The sequence below is a fragment of the Lentibacillus kimchii genome (assembly GCF_055381965.1).
The window spans coordinates 2,202,519-2,219,236 of the sequence record NZ_AP043934.1 but is presented as its reverse complement, the minus strand read 5'-3'; the positions used below and the strand labels follow the sequence as shown (position 1 = coordinate 2,219,236).

The following is a 16,718-nucleotide window of genomic DNA, read 5'->3' as shown; positions in this document are numbered from 1 at the left end:
GCTTGGTACTATGACTGTATCCGATTACAAAAATCGACAGAAATCTATTAGGGGAGGCTCGCACTTTAACTATATTTCAATCAGTTACAAACTGTGCGATATTTCAGAAGATACTTAATTAGAAGTCTGAAGTCTAACATTAGAGAATCCGAAACAATACTTTCGATAGGGATGTGGACAAAGAATGAATATTTTATGGGGAATAGCGGGTATTGTAATACTTCTTGCAATCGCCTTCCTATTTTCAAACAATAAGAAGAGAATTAATTTTCGAACTGTATTTGTCGCTCTGGCAATTCAAATCGTTTTCGCACTTATCGTGTTAAAGTGGCCGCTTGGGCATAAGGCACTTGAATGGGTCTCCGGTATTGTGGAGAAGATTATCGGCTCTGCTAATGCTGGAATAAGTTTTCTTTTTGATCCCCTTATCCCTAAGGACGATAGCATCTTTGCTTTTCAGGTACTGCCTGTCATCATCTTTTTCTCGTCACTTATTTCAGTCTTATATTATCTTGGTGTCATGCAGTGGATCATTCGGATGCTCGGCGGTGCGCTCTCTAAACTGCTGAAAACAAGCAAAGTCGAATCCATGAACGCCGCAGGGAGTATCTTTCTTGGACAAACGGAATCACCGCTCGTAATCAGACCGTATGTTAAGAACATGACGCTTTCTGAATTGTTTGCTGTGATGACTGGAGGCCTGGCTACTGTTGCCGGATCAGTCCTGGCTGGCTATGCTTTGCTTGGTGTTCCTATGAGATTTTTAATTGCAGCAAGTTTCATGGCTGCGCCGGCTGGTTTATTAATGGCAAAAATTATTATCCCTGAAGTTAATAAGGAACAAACCACAGATGAAGTTACACTGGAAAAGGATACAGAGACGACCAATGTGATCGATGCAGCTGCCGGGGGTGCCAGTGATGGTCTGAAATTAGCCCTGACGGTTGGCGCAATGCTTATCAGTTTTCTTTCACTTATTGCTCTCGCCAATCTGTTTTTAGGCTGGGCCGGCGGTTTATTCGGTGTGGATGATTTAACCTTGCAGCAAATTCTTGGCTATATCTTTTCACCAATTGCGTTTATGATTGGTATTCCATGGGATGAAGCTATGCGTGCCGGATCGCTTATTGGTCAAAAGATTATTACGAATGAATTTGTTGCTTTTTCCAATTTCGGTCCTGTTATTGATACTTTTTCTGATAAAGCTCAAACTATTATTACATTCGCTTTGTGCGGATTTGCCAACTTTGGCTCGATGGCCATCCTGATCGGCGGACTTAGTCCAATGGCGCCAAATAAAAGGGGTGACATTGCAAGAATCGGGCTGAAGGCTGTGCTGGCCGGGACACTCGCCAATCTATTAAGTGCCGCAATAGCAGGTATGCTTGTTTAAAGCTAGATTGGCAGTCTGACGTACAGCGAAAAGGTCCGTACTTGTTTGACGAAGCCTTCTTGATAAGTTATGCTAAAATTAAATTAATAAGAAATCCACTAGGGGTGCCTGCGCGGCTGAGATAAGATGACTGTCTTAATCCCTTTGAACCTGATCTAGTTTGCACTAGCGGAGGGAAGTGGAGCTGGTACAATAGTTGAGATTGCTAGAAAACCACTCCATTTCCGGGGTGGTTTTTTATTAGTTTCTTGAAAACCAGCAGGGCATCAAATTTATTGTATATCGTCAATACTGTGGTGGAAGTTGGCTGCTAGATGCGGATAATTGGTTGATCATGCATTTTGAGGAGGATTTAGTGATGCGTTTTTCGGAATCTTTGAAAGAGGCGACCGGACAGAGCTGGACATACAGCCTGAACCATCCTTTTGTCCAGGGGATTGTGAGAGGCGATTTGCCGCTGGAAACATTCAAAAATTATATCATGCAGGACATCTATTATTTAAAACACTACGGGAAAGTCCATGCCTTTGCGGCTGCTCAGGCAGATGACTTCAGTCAGGCAGCATCTCTGGCGGAAAAAGCCAAAACAACAGCTGAAGCAGAGCTTACCGTTCATAAGGAACATGCCAGAATTTTAAATATTACCGATGAAGACGTGCAGCAATTCAAACCTGCGCCAACAGCTTATGCCTATACATCCCATTTATATCGCGCCGCGTTATCCGGCAGTCTGGCGCAAATGATCGCTGCGATGCTCCCGTGCTACTGGTTATATGCCGATATCGGTCTGGAAAACAAGGGCACGAAGACCGGCGTCGAAATTTATGATAATTGGATTCAGATGTATGCAAGTGATGAATTTCAGGAATCAACGCGCGACATGATCAACTTGCTGGATGACCTCGCAGCCGAGGCAAGCGCAGCAGAGAAGGCGAAAATTAAAGATCAGTTTGTGATAGCTAAAGAATATGAACTTGCTTTCTGGGAAATGGCTTATAGATTTGAAACGTGGCTTTCGGAGCAGAAACAGACGAAGGTCTCCGGTTAATTATCACAACAGGGTGTCCCGCACTAGAGCGGGGCACCCTGTTTTTTATGGCAATATGAAACAAAGCAATATGAATTTTTCGGGAAATTGTTTATAATGACTAATAGACGTTACGCCAACCGCGCGAGAAAACAGTTCATGTACTAAAACCATTAAGGGAGCATACGTATGTTTAATTTAACGCATGACATGCTGGAAGCTAACAGCGCGATGCAAACAGCTGAAGAAATAGCCCAGCAGCCAAACGTATGGGTAAAAATGACGGACATGGTGTTTAAACAAAAGAGTGCCTGGAAGGAATTTGTTGAATCGATTTATGCCAAGCACGAACGTGTCCGGGTCATTATGACGGGAGCCGGTTCATCCGCTTTTGCCGGGGAAACACTCGTGCCGGAATTGCGCAGGCAAACCGGTACTCATGTAACATTTGAAGCGGTTGCGACAACAGATATTGTTGCCACACCGAAAAATTATTTGTTTCAGAATATACCGACCATCATGGTATCGTTTGCCCGCTCAGGCAACAGTCCCGAAAGCCTTGCTGCTGTTTCCCTGGGGAAACAGATGGTTGATCATTTTTATCAGGTGGTCATTACATGCAATGCGGAAGGTCAATTGGCTGTAAACAGCAAACAGGACGACAATTCCCTGACCATTTTGATGCCGGATGAGGTAAATGACCAGGGATTTGCGATGACGAGCAGTTTCACCTCCATGATGATGACAGCTTATGGCGTGTTTACGGAAAAGCCTTTCACCGGTAATGAGGCGAAACTCCTAATATCAACGGCCGAGGATTTTCTGGCAACTATTCCTGATAAGATTGATGAGCTGCTTGCGTTTGATTTTTCCCGGGTTGTTTATTTAGGCTCCGGTCTGATGAGCCCGCTTTCCCACGAGGCAGCGTTAAAGATGCTGGAACTGACGGCCGGTAACGCTGTTGCCATTCATGAATCGTCATTAGGTTTTCGTCATGGTCCGAAGTCCATTTTGAATGACCAATCCGTTGTCGTTCTATTTGTATCCAGCCATGCGTATACACGGAAGTATGATATGGATTTATTGCGGGAACTGGCAGCTGATAATTCCGGTTCAAAGGTTATCGCTCTCACAGAGAAGCCAGACGAGGAAGCAGACGAGCTGGCTGATTGGGCTATTTATGCGCATGATAGTGAAGAATCGTTTTCAGGTGATTTCCAATTAGCGTTTACCTACATTTTGTTTGCGCAGCTGCTGGCCTTCAGAAAATCATTGCAACTTGGGTTGACACCTGACAATCCGAGTCCGGACGGGCGTGTTAACAGGGTCGTGCAAGGTGTAACTATTTATGATTATGAACAATAGGAAAATGCGAATTTAATCGATCGGGGTGGACGACCCTTCGATCGCAAAGTAACCCATTATAGAAACGGGCTGACCAATTGTTTTGAGGTCGGCCTTCTTTTTTATGGTTGAAATAGGGGTTTTTGTGTTGCTTATATACATTGCAATTGATGTATAACTTTATTTGTATGGGTATATTATCCAATTATTTTGGTATTGGCGGTGTATGGCTTCTTGTACCAATTCTGATTTATATATTTAAGTTCCCTGCCCATTTAGCAATAGCAACTTCCATTTTCTCATTATGCCTTTACTCTTCCTATGGCGTTGTATCCCAGTTTTTTTATGATAAAATCGACTGGATGGCTATTTTATGGGGGGCAATTGGTATCATTATTGGCTCTAAGCTTGGCATGAAACTGGCCCAGCGTATGGGGGATTATTATGCAAAATGCTGTCCATTCTATTAATTTTATTGGCTTTCGCATGTATTTTGGATAGAATAGCCATCGTCAGTAACACACCGAGAGCTTTGTTCCAGTCATAGCCTGTTTTTATCGCGTATAGTCTTTAAAGTTGTTAGCAACCAATGATACGCGTCTTGCTTTAGTGACAGAAAGCCATTACAATATTCGTGTTAATTTTTATAATACGTATTTAAAAGCGGGGGAGAAAGTTGCGGTTAAGAGGGGATTTATTAGTTGTTGTTATGTGTTTCATATTTGTATTAGGGGGCTGTGGTCAGACAAGTAATAATGCTAAAGATGATACATGGGACCAAATAAAAGAAGAAGGGAAACTGGTTGTCGGAACTCCCGGAACGCTGTATCCTTCTTCCTATTACCCGGAAAACTCCGATGAGTTAACTGGTTATGATGTAGAAATAATGAAAGAAGTTGGCAATCGGTTGGATCTAAATGTTCAGTTTGAGGAACTTGGCTTTGACGAAATGTTTGCTGCCTTGCAGTCAGGCCGAATTGATGTTGCACCGGCCGGGTTAAGGGGCAATACTAAGAAAAAGTTTTCGTATAGTAAACCGTACAAATATTCATATGCAACCATGGTTGTACGTGAAGATGAGGTAGATGATTTTACATCGCTTGAAGACTTGGATGGAAAAATTGCAGGTGGTGCTGCGACAACAGTATACAGCGATATTGCCCGTAAATTCGGTGCGGAAGTGAAAACATATGGAAACGTTACGAATGATGTTTATTTAAGAGATGTTGAGAATGGCAGAACGGATGTTGTGATTAATGATTATTACTTACAAATGCTGGCTCTAAAAGCACTTCCCGATTTGGATGTCACGATTCAGCCAGATTTAAAATTTTACCGGTCTAATCAGCATGCTGTTATTGAAAAGAATGCTGATAGACTAAAAGAAAAAATCAATGGTTCTCTAACAGATATGAAACAAGACGGGACCCTTACTAAACTGTCTGAAGAATTTTTTGCTGGAGAAGATGTATCAGAGAAGCCGGAGGAAAATATACGAACAATTGAGGATATTGATTAATGTTTGACTTAGAAATGGATCAAGTTCAGTTGGATAAATTGTTTGATTGGCATTTAGCATGGGATAGTCTGCCATTTCTTTTAGAAGGTGTACCAGCTACATTAATCGTATCATTTATTGGAATGGCAATTGGTTTAGTTCTGGGTTTCTTTTTGGCTTTGGGTCGCGGCTCGAATCGGACTGTCTTAAGGTGGCCGTCGCGACTCTATATATCGTTTATGCGCGGGACGCCTATACTTGTATTTTTGTTTATACTGTATGCAGGACTGCCGGTTATCGGTATTGAACTTTCCGCATTTTTAGCTGCTTCGTTGGCGTTTGGCTTAAATAGTGCTGGTTATATCGCGGAAATTAACCGTTCATCACTAAGCAGTGTCGATAAAGGACAATGGGAATCGGCTAAGGCCCTTAATCTTGGGTATTGGCAGACAATGCGAAAGATTATTTTGCCGCAAGCGACCCGAATCGCTATTCCGCCTCTGACCAATGTTTATTTGGATCTGGTGAAGGCAACGTCACTGGCAGCCGTTATTACAGTTCCAGAACTGTTTCAGAAGGCGCAAATTGTTGCAGGGCGCACATATGATTCGATGACCATGTATATTCTTGTTGCTCTTATTTACTGGCCTATTTGTATTATTATATCTGCTTTGCAGGAACGACTGGAAAAGCGATTCAACCGGTATTTGGAGCCCTGATGATGATTGCAACTATGTTACCTGTTTATATTGCACAGACTTAATCTCCCTGTAAACTAGTGCAGTGGAACCGGGAGTCATTGCGGCATACCTCTATATTATGTTAGTATATTGTATTAATTCAATTCAGAAAAATTAGATACACTAACAGAACGAGAAACTGGACTATACTGCATATTAAAGGAGTTTTCACTGTGCAGCTTGATTATAAGAGTCCGATGCCGTTACATAGCCAATTGAAGGAGGTTATTGAGAAACAGATTGAAACTGGGGAGCTGGCAGGACAAATCCCGAGTGAACGTGAATTCATGGAAACTTATCATGTAAGCCGAAGTACAGTGCGTGAAGCGATTCACTGGCTTGTCCGTGAGGGTGTTCTGGAAAAACGCCATGGAACCGGGACTTTTGTTTCTCTTAAGTCAATCAACGAGTGGCTGGGCAACCTCGTGAGCACGACTGACACCATCAGACAAATGGGGATGGAGCCTGGAGCAAAACTGGTAACCTATTATAAGGTGACGCCGTCTTTAACGATTCAGGAGCGGACAGGTTTTGCAGAGGCTTATTTTATTAAGCGGGTCCGTTATGCCGATAGTATTCCGATAGGTGTTGAATGCCACTACTTTCCGCTGTCCATTGGTGAGGCGCTCGTGCAGTATGATTTAGATGACATATCTCTGTATGAATTTGAGGAGAATGAGCTGGGTATCTGGTTTGCGGAAGCGAGTCAGACGATTGGCGGTGGGCTAATTCCTGAAGAAAACGCGAAACATTTACATATTCCTGCCGGTTCTTCTGGTTTAATTGCTGAACGGCTTATTAAGGATCATGATGATCAGATTATTGAACTGGAGAAGGCCTATTACCGGAGTGATATGTATCAGTTTACGATTAATTTATCACGAAAATTTGGCTGAATCCGGGCGTCTGTTCTTAATCCCACTTCATTTGTTCCTCCGTATGCCGCTTAGTCGTTAAAAGATCCGTCATATACACTTCAATTAATAAAGAAAGATTATAATTGTTATTCAAATCCTTAATGACGGAAATTTCACAAAACTTATTGCGTTCATTGTCTTTTGAGAATATACTGAAGATAAATCAACTAACTGGTCCGGACGTCACAACGTTCACTGGTCTAGCTGGTTTAGGGGCTTATTTAAAGGCGATTGAAAGTGTTTCTGTGCTCAGTGGTGCTATGCGGAAAGTTAATTAACACCGCTTGGCGTACCGCTGTTGCAAAGGGGTGACTGTGATTTAAACACAGAATAGCAGCTGAAATGAAAGCGGTTACTAAAGCGTTGCGATTGCGCAGACAGAACCTGCTGATAAAGTAAGTATTCAATCCATTTCGGCCATTATTCAGTGATAAAGGGGGATGGAATCATGAAAACGGAAAAAGAGGTTAATCGTGTTTCTGCAGCAGAGGACTCACATCTCTGGAATGCCATGCACAAATATGATCCGGAAGCTAAGGCAATGGTTGCTGAATCGGGTAAGGGGTCCTGGTTTAAGGATGAAAATGGTGATCAGTATTTAGATGGCGTTTCTGGATTATGGTGTCTGAATGTGGGCTATGGGCGTGAAGATATCGCTGATGCAGCGGCTAATCAGCTGAAAAAACTAGCTTATTTTCCGCTGACGATGAACCATAAGCCGGCCATCCAGCTGGCTAATAAGCTTAGCGAACTCCTCGGAGCCCAATACCAAACGTTTTTCTCCAACAGTGGCTCAGAGGCGAATGAAACGGCATTTAAAATCGCACGGCAGTATCATATTCAGACAGGAAATCCGACTAAATATAAATTTATTGGCAGATACCGGGCCTATCATGGTTCAACGATGGGTGCTATGAGTGCGACCGCTCAGGCAAATCGCCGGGTTAAATACGATCCAGGTGCGCCAGGTTTCATGCATGTGGCACCTCCTTACAGCTACCGGTCACTTTACAGCGGAACAGCGGAAGAGAAAGATCTTGCCGCAGCTGAAGAACTGAAAGAGAAAATTATCTGGGAAGGGGAAGAAACGGTTGCTGCTGTCATCATGGAACCAATCATTTCAGGCGGTGGTGTTATTATCCCATCCATGAAATATGTTGAGCGGGTGGCAGAGATATGCAAGGAACATCAGGTTCTTCTCATTATGGATGAAGTGGTTTCCGGCCTGGGACGTACAGGTGAAATGTTCGGGTTTAAACATGCAAATGGCGTCACTCCGGATATTGTGACGATGGCTAAAGGACTGACAAGCGGCTACATGCCACTGGCAGCGACTTCAGTCAAAGAGGACGTTTTTTATGCATTTAAACAAGAAGGCAAAGACAGTCACTTCCGGCACGTATCAACTTATGGCGGTCATCCTGCAGCCTGTGTCGTTGCGCTGGAAAATATCCGCATTATTGAAGAAGAGGATATTATTAATCGGGTCAGACAGCTTAGTCAGACAAAACTTGAGGCACTGCATGATTTGACTGAGCATAAAAACGTCGGCGAAGTCCGGCAAAAAGGCTTCTTTATCGGTCTGGAAATGGTTGAAGACAAAGACACGAAAGAGCCGCTGTCAGAAGCGAAAATAGGTGAGATTGTTGCTGGCTGTAAAGCAAAAGGCTTAATTATCGGCAAAAATGGTGATACGGTCCCAGGCGGCAATAATATTATCATGATTGCACCGCCACTGACCAGCACAGAAGACGATTTAGATTTTATTGTCGACACAGTCAATTCAGTTATCCACAGCATGTAGCGCTATGCCGGATGCTGACACTAATATGCTGGATTGGCGGTGTTGAGGCGTGAATTATGAACGATTAAAAACGTTTATCACAGTAGCGGAAAAAAGCAGTTTTTCCGAAGCGGCCAAGCGGTTGTTTGTCACGCAGCCGACAATCACGTCACAGGTAAAAGCTCTTGAAGATGAGCTGGATACCAGATTGTTTGAGCGTACAACCAAAAAAGTCGAAATGACACAGGCCGCCAAGGTATTACTGGATTATGCCAGGGATATTGTACAGATGAATGATGCCGCACACAAAGAAATTTCGCAAATGGAAGATCATGCTTGCGGTGATCTAAAGATGGGATGCAGTCTGACAATTGGTGAGTATTTTTTACCGGAATTTTTGAAGCGCTTTAACGAAGCTTATCCTTTAATCCAGATTCAGGTCAGCATCGCTAATTCCACACAGACTGTTGAGCGGATCAAGGATCAGGTGATTGATGTCGGTTTAATTGAAACGCCGATTGAGGATGAGAGCATCCAGATGGAGTCGTTTTTAGAGGATGAACTGGTGTTGATTGCGCCTCCTGATTTTATAACAGACGAGGATACGATCACGCTGGAGCAGATAGAGGAGACACCTATTATCCTTCGAGAGGGGGGATCAGGAACGCGGGAAGTGCTGAAGTACTATTTACAGCAGGCGGGATTGTCTGAAGATGATTTGGATATTGTTATGGAACTCGGCAGTACCGAAGCTGTTAAACGCGTTGTGGAGTCCGGATTAGGTGTTTCCTTTATATCAAAAAAAGCTATTCAAAAAGAGCGTGAATTAGCGCTTTTAGAAGCTTACAGGATTAATGGTCTTAAATTGAACCGGCATTTTTATATTGCTTGCAGGCAGAAACAGGTTTTAAAAACAGTATCTGAACGTTTTCTTGAATCGCTGAGAGGAATGGCTTGGGAGACAATGCCGGTTCACTGACATACACTGTCACATTTTAAGTTAATTATTATGCCGAGGAGGTATAGACTCATGGTCAAACAAAAAGAAGAAGTGCAGCAGGCAGTTCAGCAGCAGAAGCAGAAGATGACGCCGAGTGAGGCAATTGTGGAAACGCTCGTTCAGGAAGATATAAAAGAAGTTTACGGCATTGTTGGTTCGGCATTCATGGATATGCTTGATTTATTCCCAACTGCCGGCATCCGTTTCCTGCCTGTACGTCATGAGCAGTCGGCCGGACATATGGCTGATGCACAGGAGCGTGTCTCAGGCAAGGCTGGTGTCATTGTCGGTCAGAATGGCCCGGGAATATCGAACATGGTCACGTCAGTTGCTGCCGCTTATCAGGCACACAGTCCGCTGGTTGTGATCTCACCATCTGCTGGTAATCCTGCTAAGGGACTCGACGGATTCCAGGAAGCCGATCAGGTATCGATCTTTGAGGATATCACATTAGAAACAGTTACCGTCACCCATGCAAGCCGTGCTGCTGAACGTCTGCGGACAGCTTTCCGAATTGCTTATGCAGAGCGCGGACCGGTCTTGTTTGATATTCCGCGGGATATGTTCTACGGGGAAATGGAAGACTATATTCTGGAACCGCATCAGTACCGTGCCGAAAAACGGGGGAGCGGTGATGCTAAGGCCATTGAACGTGCTGTGGACTTGCTGAAAAACGCTAAAAACCCTACCATTATCTCCGGCCGCGGCACTGTTGATGCTGGAGGTAATGACACCGTTGTGAAACTTGCTGAATATCTGTCGGCTCCGGCGGCAAATGCCTATATGCATAATGATTCCTTCCCGGCCGATCATCCGCTCGCAGTTGGTCCAATCGGTTATATGGGGTCAAAAGCTGCTATGTATACGCTGGAAGAAGCCGATGTTGTGCTGGCAATCGGTACACGTTTATCCCAGTTCGGTACATTGCCTTGTTACGATATTGATTATTTCCCGAAAAACGCGAAAATCATTCAAATCGATATTAATCCGCGCCAAATCGGACGGACACATCCGGTTGAAGTAGGTATTGTCGGCGATGCGAAGGCTGCCAGTGAAGAAATTTATCAGCAGCTGCAGACGGCTCTTCCTTCACCGCAAAAAGACGACGAGCGGATGAAGGCAGTAGCTAAACGCAAAGAGGACTGGGATCAAGAGCTGGTTGATATGGCGATGGAAGATGGTATTCCCATTAACCCGCGTCGTGCGCTTCTGGAAATGACGAAGGCACTGCCTGAAAATGCCATTGTCTCATCTGATATTGGTAACGTCTCATCAACTGCAAATGGCTACTTGAAATTTACACAGCCGCGTCGTCACATTGCAGCATTGACATATGGCAATACCGGATTTGCCTATCCTGCAGCATTGGGCGCTCAAAGAGCTGAACCGGATGCCCCCGTATTTGCCGTTGTCGGTGATGGTGCTTGGGGTATGAGTCTGCATGAAGTCAGTACAGCTGTCGAACAGGACATTCCGGTTGTTGCCTGCGTATTCAACAATCAGGCATGGGCAGCTGAGAAGAAAAACCAGGTCGATTTCTTTGATGACCGTTATGTTGGTTCGAATATCAAGGGCCCGGAATTTGCTGATGTTGCAAAGGCTATGGGGGCACTCGCCTACAGCATTGACAAACCAGAAGATATTGTCCCTGCGATTGAAGAGGCTCTGAAGCAGCGGAGACCAGCTGTCTTGAACATCTATGTTGATGGGACGCAACTTGCTCCGCCATTCCGTAAAGATGCCTTGAATATGCCGACACGTATACTTGATAAGTATAAACATCTCGACTACAGTCAGTGGGGCAATAAGTAATTTTTGGCGGAAAATCTCTCTGTCGGTCTGTGCTGACAGAGAGATTTTTTAAAAATAAGTTATTGTAATCGTTACCAAGCGAAAGGGAAACAGTCTTTTGGCCACGAAGGTATAGTTCAAGCCAGTCAGAGTCATAATGAGAACCCGTACTTAATTCTGACTTATATAGGAGTCTTGTGTTAAACAGAAAGCTCAGAGGAGGAACATTTTGTAATGGAACAAAGGGGACAACTCTCAAGAACGCTAAAACCCCAGTGGGTCTGGGCGATTGCATTAGGATCGGCGATTGGCTGGGGTGCGTTTGTGCAGCCGTCTGTATGGATGGAAGACTCCGGACCGCTGGGAGCTATGATTGGTTTTGGCATCGGTGCGGTTTTAATGATGATTATAGCAGTCAGTTACGGTTTTTTGATAAAACATTTCCCTGTGTCCGGCGGTGAATTTGCCTATGCTTTTTTAGGCTTTAATCGTAATCATGCTTATGTGGCTGGGTGGTTTTTAGCGTTAGGGTATATCTGCATTGTTGCTTTAAATGCAACGGCATTATCACTTGCTGTGCGCTACATCTTTCCGTTTATTGCGGAACAGGGGTATCTCTACAGTGTAGCTGGTTATGATGTATACCTGATGGAAATCCTTATCACAAGTGCAGCCCTGATTCTGTTTGCTTATACGAATATACGCGGAACAGGCGTGTCGGGACGTGTCCAGTTTGTATTTGTTATCTGTATGCTTCTGGGTATTGCTATTCTAAGTATTGGTGCTATTTTTCATCCGTCCACATCTTTCAGTGGTATGGAGCCCTTGTTTAAACCTGATACATCGATCTGGTCCAGCATCGTTGTGATAGTAGCGATTGCGCCGTGGGCTTTTGTCGGTTTTGACAGTATTCCCCAAGCGGCAGAGGAATTTAATTTTCCGGCTAAAAAAGGCTTCACCCTGATTATTTTAGCACTTTTTTTCGCTGGGATTGTCTATATGGCGATGATTATGGCAACATCCCTGGCAGATCCGTGGCAGAGTATGACAGGCTTGCAGTGGGGGACAGGCGATGCCATGGTTGACTTATTTGGAGATTTCGGCCTGATCATTTTAGCCGTTGCCTTAGTCATGGGTGTCTGCACTGGTTTGAATGGCTTTTACTTGTCAAGCAGTCGTCTGCTGTTCGCTATGGGTCGTGCCAAAATTATACCTGGGATCTTCGCGAAATTGCATCCGAAGTACGGAACACCGTATGCAGGTATTATGTTTACATCTATTGTATGTTTGATATCACCGTGGTTTGGCCGGGAAGTTTTAAATTGGATTGTTGATATGTCATCAGTCGGCGTTACCATTGCGTATATCTACACATGTGTTACGGCCTTTAAAATGTTTAAATGGTCTAATGAGACATCGCTCAGTGATCAGTTTAGAACGCTTCCCTCCGTGGCTGCCCCGTTTAAGAAAGTGTTTAGTTTAGCGGGTGCGCTGATCGGCTTTGCTTTTCTTCTGCTACTGCTTATCCCGGCGTCACCAGCGTTTATGGGGATACCATCATTGATTGCGCTAGTTATTTGGCTTGCTCTCGGAACGGTCTTTTATTTGTATAAGGCTCCTGAGTTCAATAAAATTGAGTACCAGGAAATGGAGCATCTGATTTTAGGTCATCATTCAGAAAATACCAGTCCGAATGATACAGAAGAAGTCAGTGCCACTGATGAGGATCCATCTGCTGACAACATGAAGGGTAAATATGAATGAATGATGACTTGACAATGGCAGGGATACGGCTATCAGCGCCCTGAGTCCCTGTTTTTTGTGGTGGCAGCGGCAGTCGATTATAAGAAATGTGTTTGTTTTTAGCTCATCAAGCCATAATATAAAATGTAAGTGGTTTGACAATGTCAATAAATATTTTTAAATAAAATGTGAAAAATGTGTGACAAATGTGAGTCAATTTGTTATACTAATTGTAGAAATCGCTTACATCACATTAATTGGAGATGGTTAAAATGGATGTTTCTTTTATGCTGTTAGCATCGGTTACACCATTTATGTTTCTGTATCTTAAAAAATATCTGCTCGTGGGTGTGCAATCGATGCTTCTAATTGGAATGTGGTTTTACGTTATAGAGGCAATGTTTTTCGCAGCTCCGAGTGCTTTTTCCATCACGTGGCTGACGTTTTACGGAAGTTTAATTTTAGCAGAAGTAGCCTGGGTACAGTTTATCATCCGCATTGTCGAAGATTCGAAGCAATACACCACTAATTATCGATCCAAAGAAGTTTTTGACTAAATAAACATCTCCTAATATATAAAGAACCTCTTTCCTGAAGAATTCTGGAAAGAGGTTCTTTATGGTTCTGTTTTCGATTTCCACTTTAGAAACCAAATGACATCGTAAGCAGCGAACCGCCGATCAGGACAACAGCTATGACGGCCGCGTGGAACATCATATTCCATGGGGTGTTCCCATTGCTCTGTTCTGTTATGTGCATGAACATAAACAGCTGTATGATTGCCTGTAAAATGGCCATGACAAAAATGGCGATGATAATCCATTTAACCGGTAAGCTGGACCCTAGTGCTGTCCAAGCTGCAAGTACTGTCAGCACGAGCGACAGAACAAAGCCTATAATTTGCTGATACGGTATTTTTTTGGATTTGTTTTCCATATTATACCACCATCCCAATCAGATAAACGCCTGTGAAAATGAAAATCCATACGACGTCTAAAAAGTGCCAGTACAAACTGAAAATAAAGACCTTTCTGCTGGTCGTGGCTGTAACACCCTGCAGAGCTGACTGAATCAAAAGCAGAATGCCCCAGCCGGCGCCAAATGTTACGTGAATGCCGTGTGTTCCTGTCAGGACAAAGAAGGCCGACCAAAAGGCAGCTGACTGCAATGTTACGCCTTCCTGGGTGTAGTGTATAAATTCGTTAACTTCCAAACCCAGAAAACTGAGACCCAGAACCAGCGTGATAGCGAGCCATATGATCAGTCCTTTAGATGACCCGCGGCGCATCTCATGAATGGCAAGCCCAGATGTAAAACTGCTCAAAAGCAGAATGAAGGTCATCACCAGGACACTGCCCGGCTCGAACATGTCAGCGGGTGATGCTGCATCTGCTGTCCGGCCGAACAGGACTGTGTATGTGGCAAACAGTGTCCCGAATAACGCAATTTCCGCTGCCAAGAAGATCCAGAAACCGACAATGCTTAGCTCACCTTTTTCGGTCTGGTGCTCCAGCGGTTTAGCATTGGTTTTTTCTGTACTCATATTATAACCCCCTTGACGAGCGTTCCGTCTCGATGATCTCGTCCCTGCTGATGTGATAACCTTCATCTTTATCAAAGGAACGGATAATCATCACGACAATGCCGCCGATCAAACCGATAATGGCTGGCCATATCCATTCAAAGATAAGGCAGAAGCTGGCGATAGCTAATATACCCATCATTATAAATGGTTTTGCGCTTTTATCTGGCATATGAAGCGATTCAACCTTGGATTCATCATAGACAGATTCGCCTCTTTGTTTCATAACCCAGTAGGCATCCAGTGAATCGACTTCTGGCACAATAGCAAAGTTGTATGCAGGGACCGGATTTGGCGTAGCCCATTCAAGCGTTCTGCCATCCCAAGGGTCGCCGGTTGTCTCACGTTCACTGTACCGATAGCTGTAATAGACATTGTAGACAAATACTGCAAAACCAATGCCCATGCCAAAGGCGCCGATCGTTGAGACCACATTCAAGTCAAACCATTCTGGAATGATGTGGAATACCCTGCGTGGCATTCCGTTGAGTCCCAGGAAGTACTGTGGCAGGAAACAGATGTGAAAGCCAATGACAAAGAACCAAAAAGCAACCTTTCCAAGAGCTTCGTTCATCCTGTGGCCGAACATTTTAGGATACCAGTAAACCAGTCCGGCAAAGCAGGCGAATACAGTACCTGCAATCAGCACATAGTGGAAGTGAGCGATCAGGAAATACGAGTTATGGAATTGTTTATCAGCTGCTGCCATGCCAAGCATAACGCCTGTAACACCGCCCATGACAAAGCTTGGGATAAACGCCAGTGACCACATCATAGGAACCGTCATGCGTATTTTTGATTTATACAGGGTTGCCAGCCAGTTGAATATCTTCACGCCGGTTGGTATTGCAATCGCCATGGTTGATACCGAAAAGATCGAGTTGACGAATGCGCCTGCACCCATCGTAAAGAAGTGGTGCGCCCAGACTAAAAAGCTCAGACCGGCAATCAGGATGATCGACCAGACCATAACACTGTAGCCGAATAATTGTTTCCGGGCAAACGTCGCGATTACTTCGGAAAAGATACCGAATGCTGGGAGAACAACGATATAAACCTCGGGGTGTCCCCACATCCAGAATAAGTTCACCCACATCATCGGCATTCCTTCACCGGCCAATGTGAAGAACTGTGACCCGAAAATACGGTCAATCGTTAACAGCGCCAGTGCGACTGTTAAGATCGGAAAAGCAAATACAATAATAAACGAAGTGATCAAAGTTGACCACGTAAATATTGGCATTTTAAACATTTTCATGCCTGGTGCCCGCATCTTCAGAATCGTTACCATCAGATTGATACCTGTTGCAAGTGTTCCGATACCGGATAACTGCAGGCCAAGCAAGTAGAAGTTTTCACCAGGTCCTGGACTCATAGCAGCGCCTGCAAGCGGTGTATAACTTGTCCAGCCAGCATCAGGCGAACCTCCGATAACAAATGAAATGTTAAATAGCATGGCACCGAAGAAGAATGCCCAGAAACTCAGCGCGTTTACAAATGGAAGTGCAAAGTCACGCGCCCCAATCTGCTGCGGCACGACAATATTCATAAGGCCAATCAGAAAGGGCATGGCCATGAAAAAGATCATAACAGTGCCGTGCGTTGTGAATATTTCATCATAGTGCTCGGCATCCAGAAAATTCATACCTGGAAAGGCAAGCTGTATCCGCATCATTAAAGCATCAACGCCACCGCGGAACAGCATGGCCAATGCACTTAGAATATACATAATTCCGATTTTCTTATGATCAACGGTGGTTAACCACTCGCGCCATAACCATCCCCATTTTTTAAAATAGGTCAGCAGGAAAATGACAGCAATCGTTACGAGCGCGATGGAAACCATAGCCCCATAGACGAGGGGTTCACCGGTCACAAAGAAATCATCAAGCTGCATAAA

At 44.2% G+C, this 16,718-nt stretch carries 15 protein-coding genes and 1 riboswitch; of the genes, 12 read left to right on the top strand and 3 right to left on the bottom strand.

All coding sequences use genetic code 11. The features are described from left to right. The first annotated feature begins 184 nt into the window (after positions 1-184). The 12 genes from ACZ444_RS11755 (at position 185) to ACZ444_RS11700 (ending at position 13,793) form a co-directional block, all read left to right on the top strand. Positions 185-1,393: a NupC/NupG family nucleoside CNT transporter gene (locus ACZ444_RS11755; protein ID WP_382358920.1), complete on the top strand. Its 1,209-nt coding sequence runs from the start codon at positions 185-187 to the stop codon at positions 1,391-1,393. Positions 1,394-1,483: 90 nt separating this feature from the next. Beyond that, a riboswitch (TPP riboswitch) is annotated at positions 1,484-1,587 on the top strand. A 164-nt stretch (positions 1,588-1,751) separates the two neighbouring features. Continuing rightward, complete coding sequence (gene tenA, locus ACZ444_RS11750; RefSeq protein ID WP_382358922.1) at positions 1,752-2,441, top strand: thiaminase II; 690 nt, start codon at positions 1,752-1,754, stop codon at positions 2,439-2,441. A gap of 168 nt (positions 2,442-2,609) precedes the next feature. Then, positions 2,610-3,785, top strand: coding sequence for an SIS domain-containing protein (locus ACZ444_RS11745; protein ID WP_382358924.1), 1,176 nt, complete (start codon positions 2,610-2,612; stop codon positions 3,783-3,785). A gap of 167 nt (positions 3,786-3,952) precedes the next feature. Next, a complete protein-coding gene (locus ACZ444_RS11740; RefSeq protein WP_382358926.1) occupies positions 3,953-4,234 on the top strand; it encodes a sulfite exporter TauE/SafE family protein in 282 nt (93 codons plus the stop codon). A 239-nt stretch (positions 4,235-4,473) separates the two neighbouring features. Further along, positions 4,474-5,283: a transporter substrate-binding domain-containing protein gene (locus tag ACZ444_RS11735; RefSeq protein ID WP_464433310.1), complete on the top strand. Its 810-nt coding sequence runs from the start codon at positions 4,474-4,476 to the stop codon at positions 5,281-5,283. Then, positions 5,283-5,981: an amino acid ABC transporter permease gene (locus tag ACZ444_RS11730; RefSeq protein ID WP_382358930.1), complete on the top strand. Its 699-nt coding sequence runs from the start codon at positions 5,283-5,285 to the stop codon at positions 5,979-5,981. Before ACZ444_RS11735 ends, ACZ444_RS11730 begins: the two co-directional genes overlap by 1 nt. 194 nt (positions 5,982-6,175) lie before the next feature. Then, a complete protein-coding gene (locus ACZ444_RS11725; RefSeq protein WP_382358932.1) occupies positions 6,176-6,898 on the top strand; it encodes a GntR family transcriptional regulator in 723 nt (240 codons plus the stop codon). A gap of 469 nt (positions 6,899-7,367) precedes the next feature. Further along, the gene (locus ACZ444_RS11720) at positions 7,368-8,723 is read left to right on the top strand and encodes an aminotransferase (RefSeq protein WP_382358936.1); all 1,356 of its coding nucleotides are present in this window, start codon (positions 7,368-7,370) and stop codon (positions 8,721-8,723) included. Positions 8,724-8,772: 49 nt separating this feature from the next. Next, positions 8,773-9,681: a selenium metabolism-associated LysR family transcriptional regulator gene (locus ACZ444_RS11715; RefSeq protein ID WP_382358938.1), complete on the top strand. Its 909-nt coding sequence runs from the start codon at positions 8,773-8,775 to the stop codon at positions 9,679-9,681. 51 nt (positions 9,682-9,732) lie between these two features. Continuing rightward, a complete protein-coding gene (xsc, locus tag ACZ444_RS11710; protein ID WP_382358940.1) occupies positions 9,733-11,514 on the top strand; it encodes a sulfoacetaldehyde acetyltransferase in 1,782 nt (593 codons plus the stop codon). Between the two features lie 213 nt (positions 11,515-11,727). After that, the gene (locus ACZ444_RS11705) at positions 11,728-13,257 is read left to right on the top strand and encodes an APC family permease (RefSeq protein WP_382358942.1); all 1,530 of its coding nucleotides are present in this window, start codon (positions 11,728-11,730) and stop codon (positions 13,255-13,257) included. A 251-nt stretch (positions 13,258-13,508) separates the two neighbouring features. After that, entirely contained in the window at positions 13,509-13,793 is a 285-nt protein-coding gene (locus ACZ444_RS11700; protein ID WP_382358944.1) for a hypothetical protein, read from the top strand. Positions 13,794-13,878: 85 nt separating this feature from the next. Here ACZ444_RS11700 and qoxD read toward each other — a convergent pair whose 3' ends face one another. The 3 genes from qoxD to qoxB are packed head-to-tail and all read right to left on the bottom strand — an operon-like array spanning position 13,879 to position 16,715. Then, on the bottom strand, positions 13,879-14,172 hold the full coding sequence (qoxD, locus tag ACZ444_RS11695) for a cytochrome aa3 quinol oxidase subunit IV (protein WP_382358946.1): 294 nt from the start codon (positions 14,170-14,172) through the stop codon (positions 13,879-13,881). A gap of 1 nt (position 14,173) precedes the next feature. Next, the gene (qoxC, locus tag ACZ444_RS11690; protein WP_382358948.1) at positions 14,174-14,779 is read right to left on the bottom strand and encodes a cytochrome aa3 quinol oxidase subunit III; all 606 of its coding nucleotides are present in this window, start codon (positions 14,777-14,779) and stop codon (positions 14,174-14,176) included. Between the two features lies 1 nt (position 14,780). Next, complete coding sequence (gene qoxB, locus ACZ444_RS11685) at positions 14,781-16,715, bottom strand: cytochrome aa3 quinol oxidase subunit I (RefSeq protein WP_382358950.1); 1,935 nt, start codon at positions 16,713-16,715, stop codon at positions 14,781-14,783. Positions 16,716-16,718: the final 3 nt, after the last annotated feature.

Coding starts and splice junctions, on each gene's coding strand:
- ACZ444_RS11705 (WP_382358942.1), top strand. CDS start 11,728: ATGGAACAAAGGGGACAACTCTCAAGAACGCTAAAACCCCAGTGGGTC.
- ACZ444_RS11720 (WP_382358936.1), top strand. CDS start 7,368: ATGAAAACGGAAAAAGAGGTTAATCGTGTTTCTGCAGCAGAGGACTCA.
- ACZ444_RS11745 (WP_382358924.1), top strand. CDS start 2,610: ATGTTTAATTTAACGCATGACATGCTGGAAGCTAACAGCGCGATGCAA.
- ACZ444_RS11735 (WP_464433310.1), top strand. CDS start 4,474: ATGTGTTTCATATTTGTATTAGGGGGCTGTGGTCAGACAAGTAATAAT.
- ACZ444_RS11740 (WP_382358926.1), top strand. CDS start 3,953: ATGGGTATATTATCCAATTATTTTGGTATTGGCGGTGTATGGCTTCTT.
- qoxB (WP_382358950.1), bottom strand. CDS start 16,715: ATGCAGCTTGATGATTTCTTTGTGACCGGTGAACCCCTCGTCTATGGG.
- ACZ444_RS11730 (WP_382358930.1), top strand. CDS start 5,283: ATGTTTGACTTAGAAATGGATCAAGTTCAGTTGGATAAATTGTTTGAT.
- tenA (WP_382358922.1), top strand. CDS start 1,752: ATGCGTTTTTCGGAATCTTTGAAAGAGGCGACCGGACAGAGCTGGACA.
- ACZ444_RS11755 (WP_382358920.1), top strand. CDS start 185: ATGAATATTTTATGGGGAATAGCGGGTATTGTAATACTTCTTGCAATC.
- ACZ444_RS11700 (WP_382358944.1), top strand. CDS start 13,509: ATGGATGTTTCTTTTATGCTGTTAGCATCGGTTACACCATTTATGTTT.
- xsc (WP_382358940.1), top strand. CDS start 9,733: ATGGTCAAACAAAAAGAAGAAGTGCAGCAGGCAGTTCAGCAGCAGAAG.
- qoxD (WP_382358946.1), bottom strand. CDS start 14,172: ATGGAAAACAAATCCAAAAAAATACCGTATCAGCAAATTATAGGCTTT.
- qoxC (WP_382358948.1), bottom strand. CDS start 14,779: ATGAGTACAGAAAAAACCAATGCTAAACCGCTGGAGCACCAGACCGAA.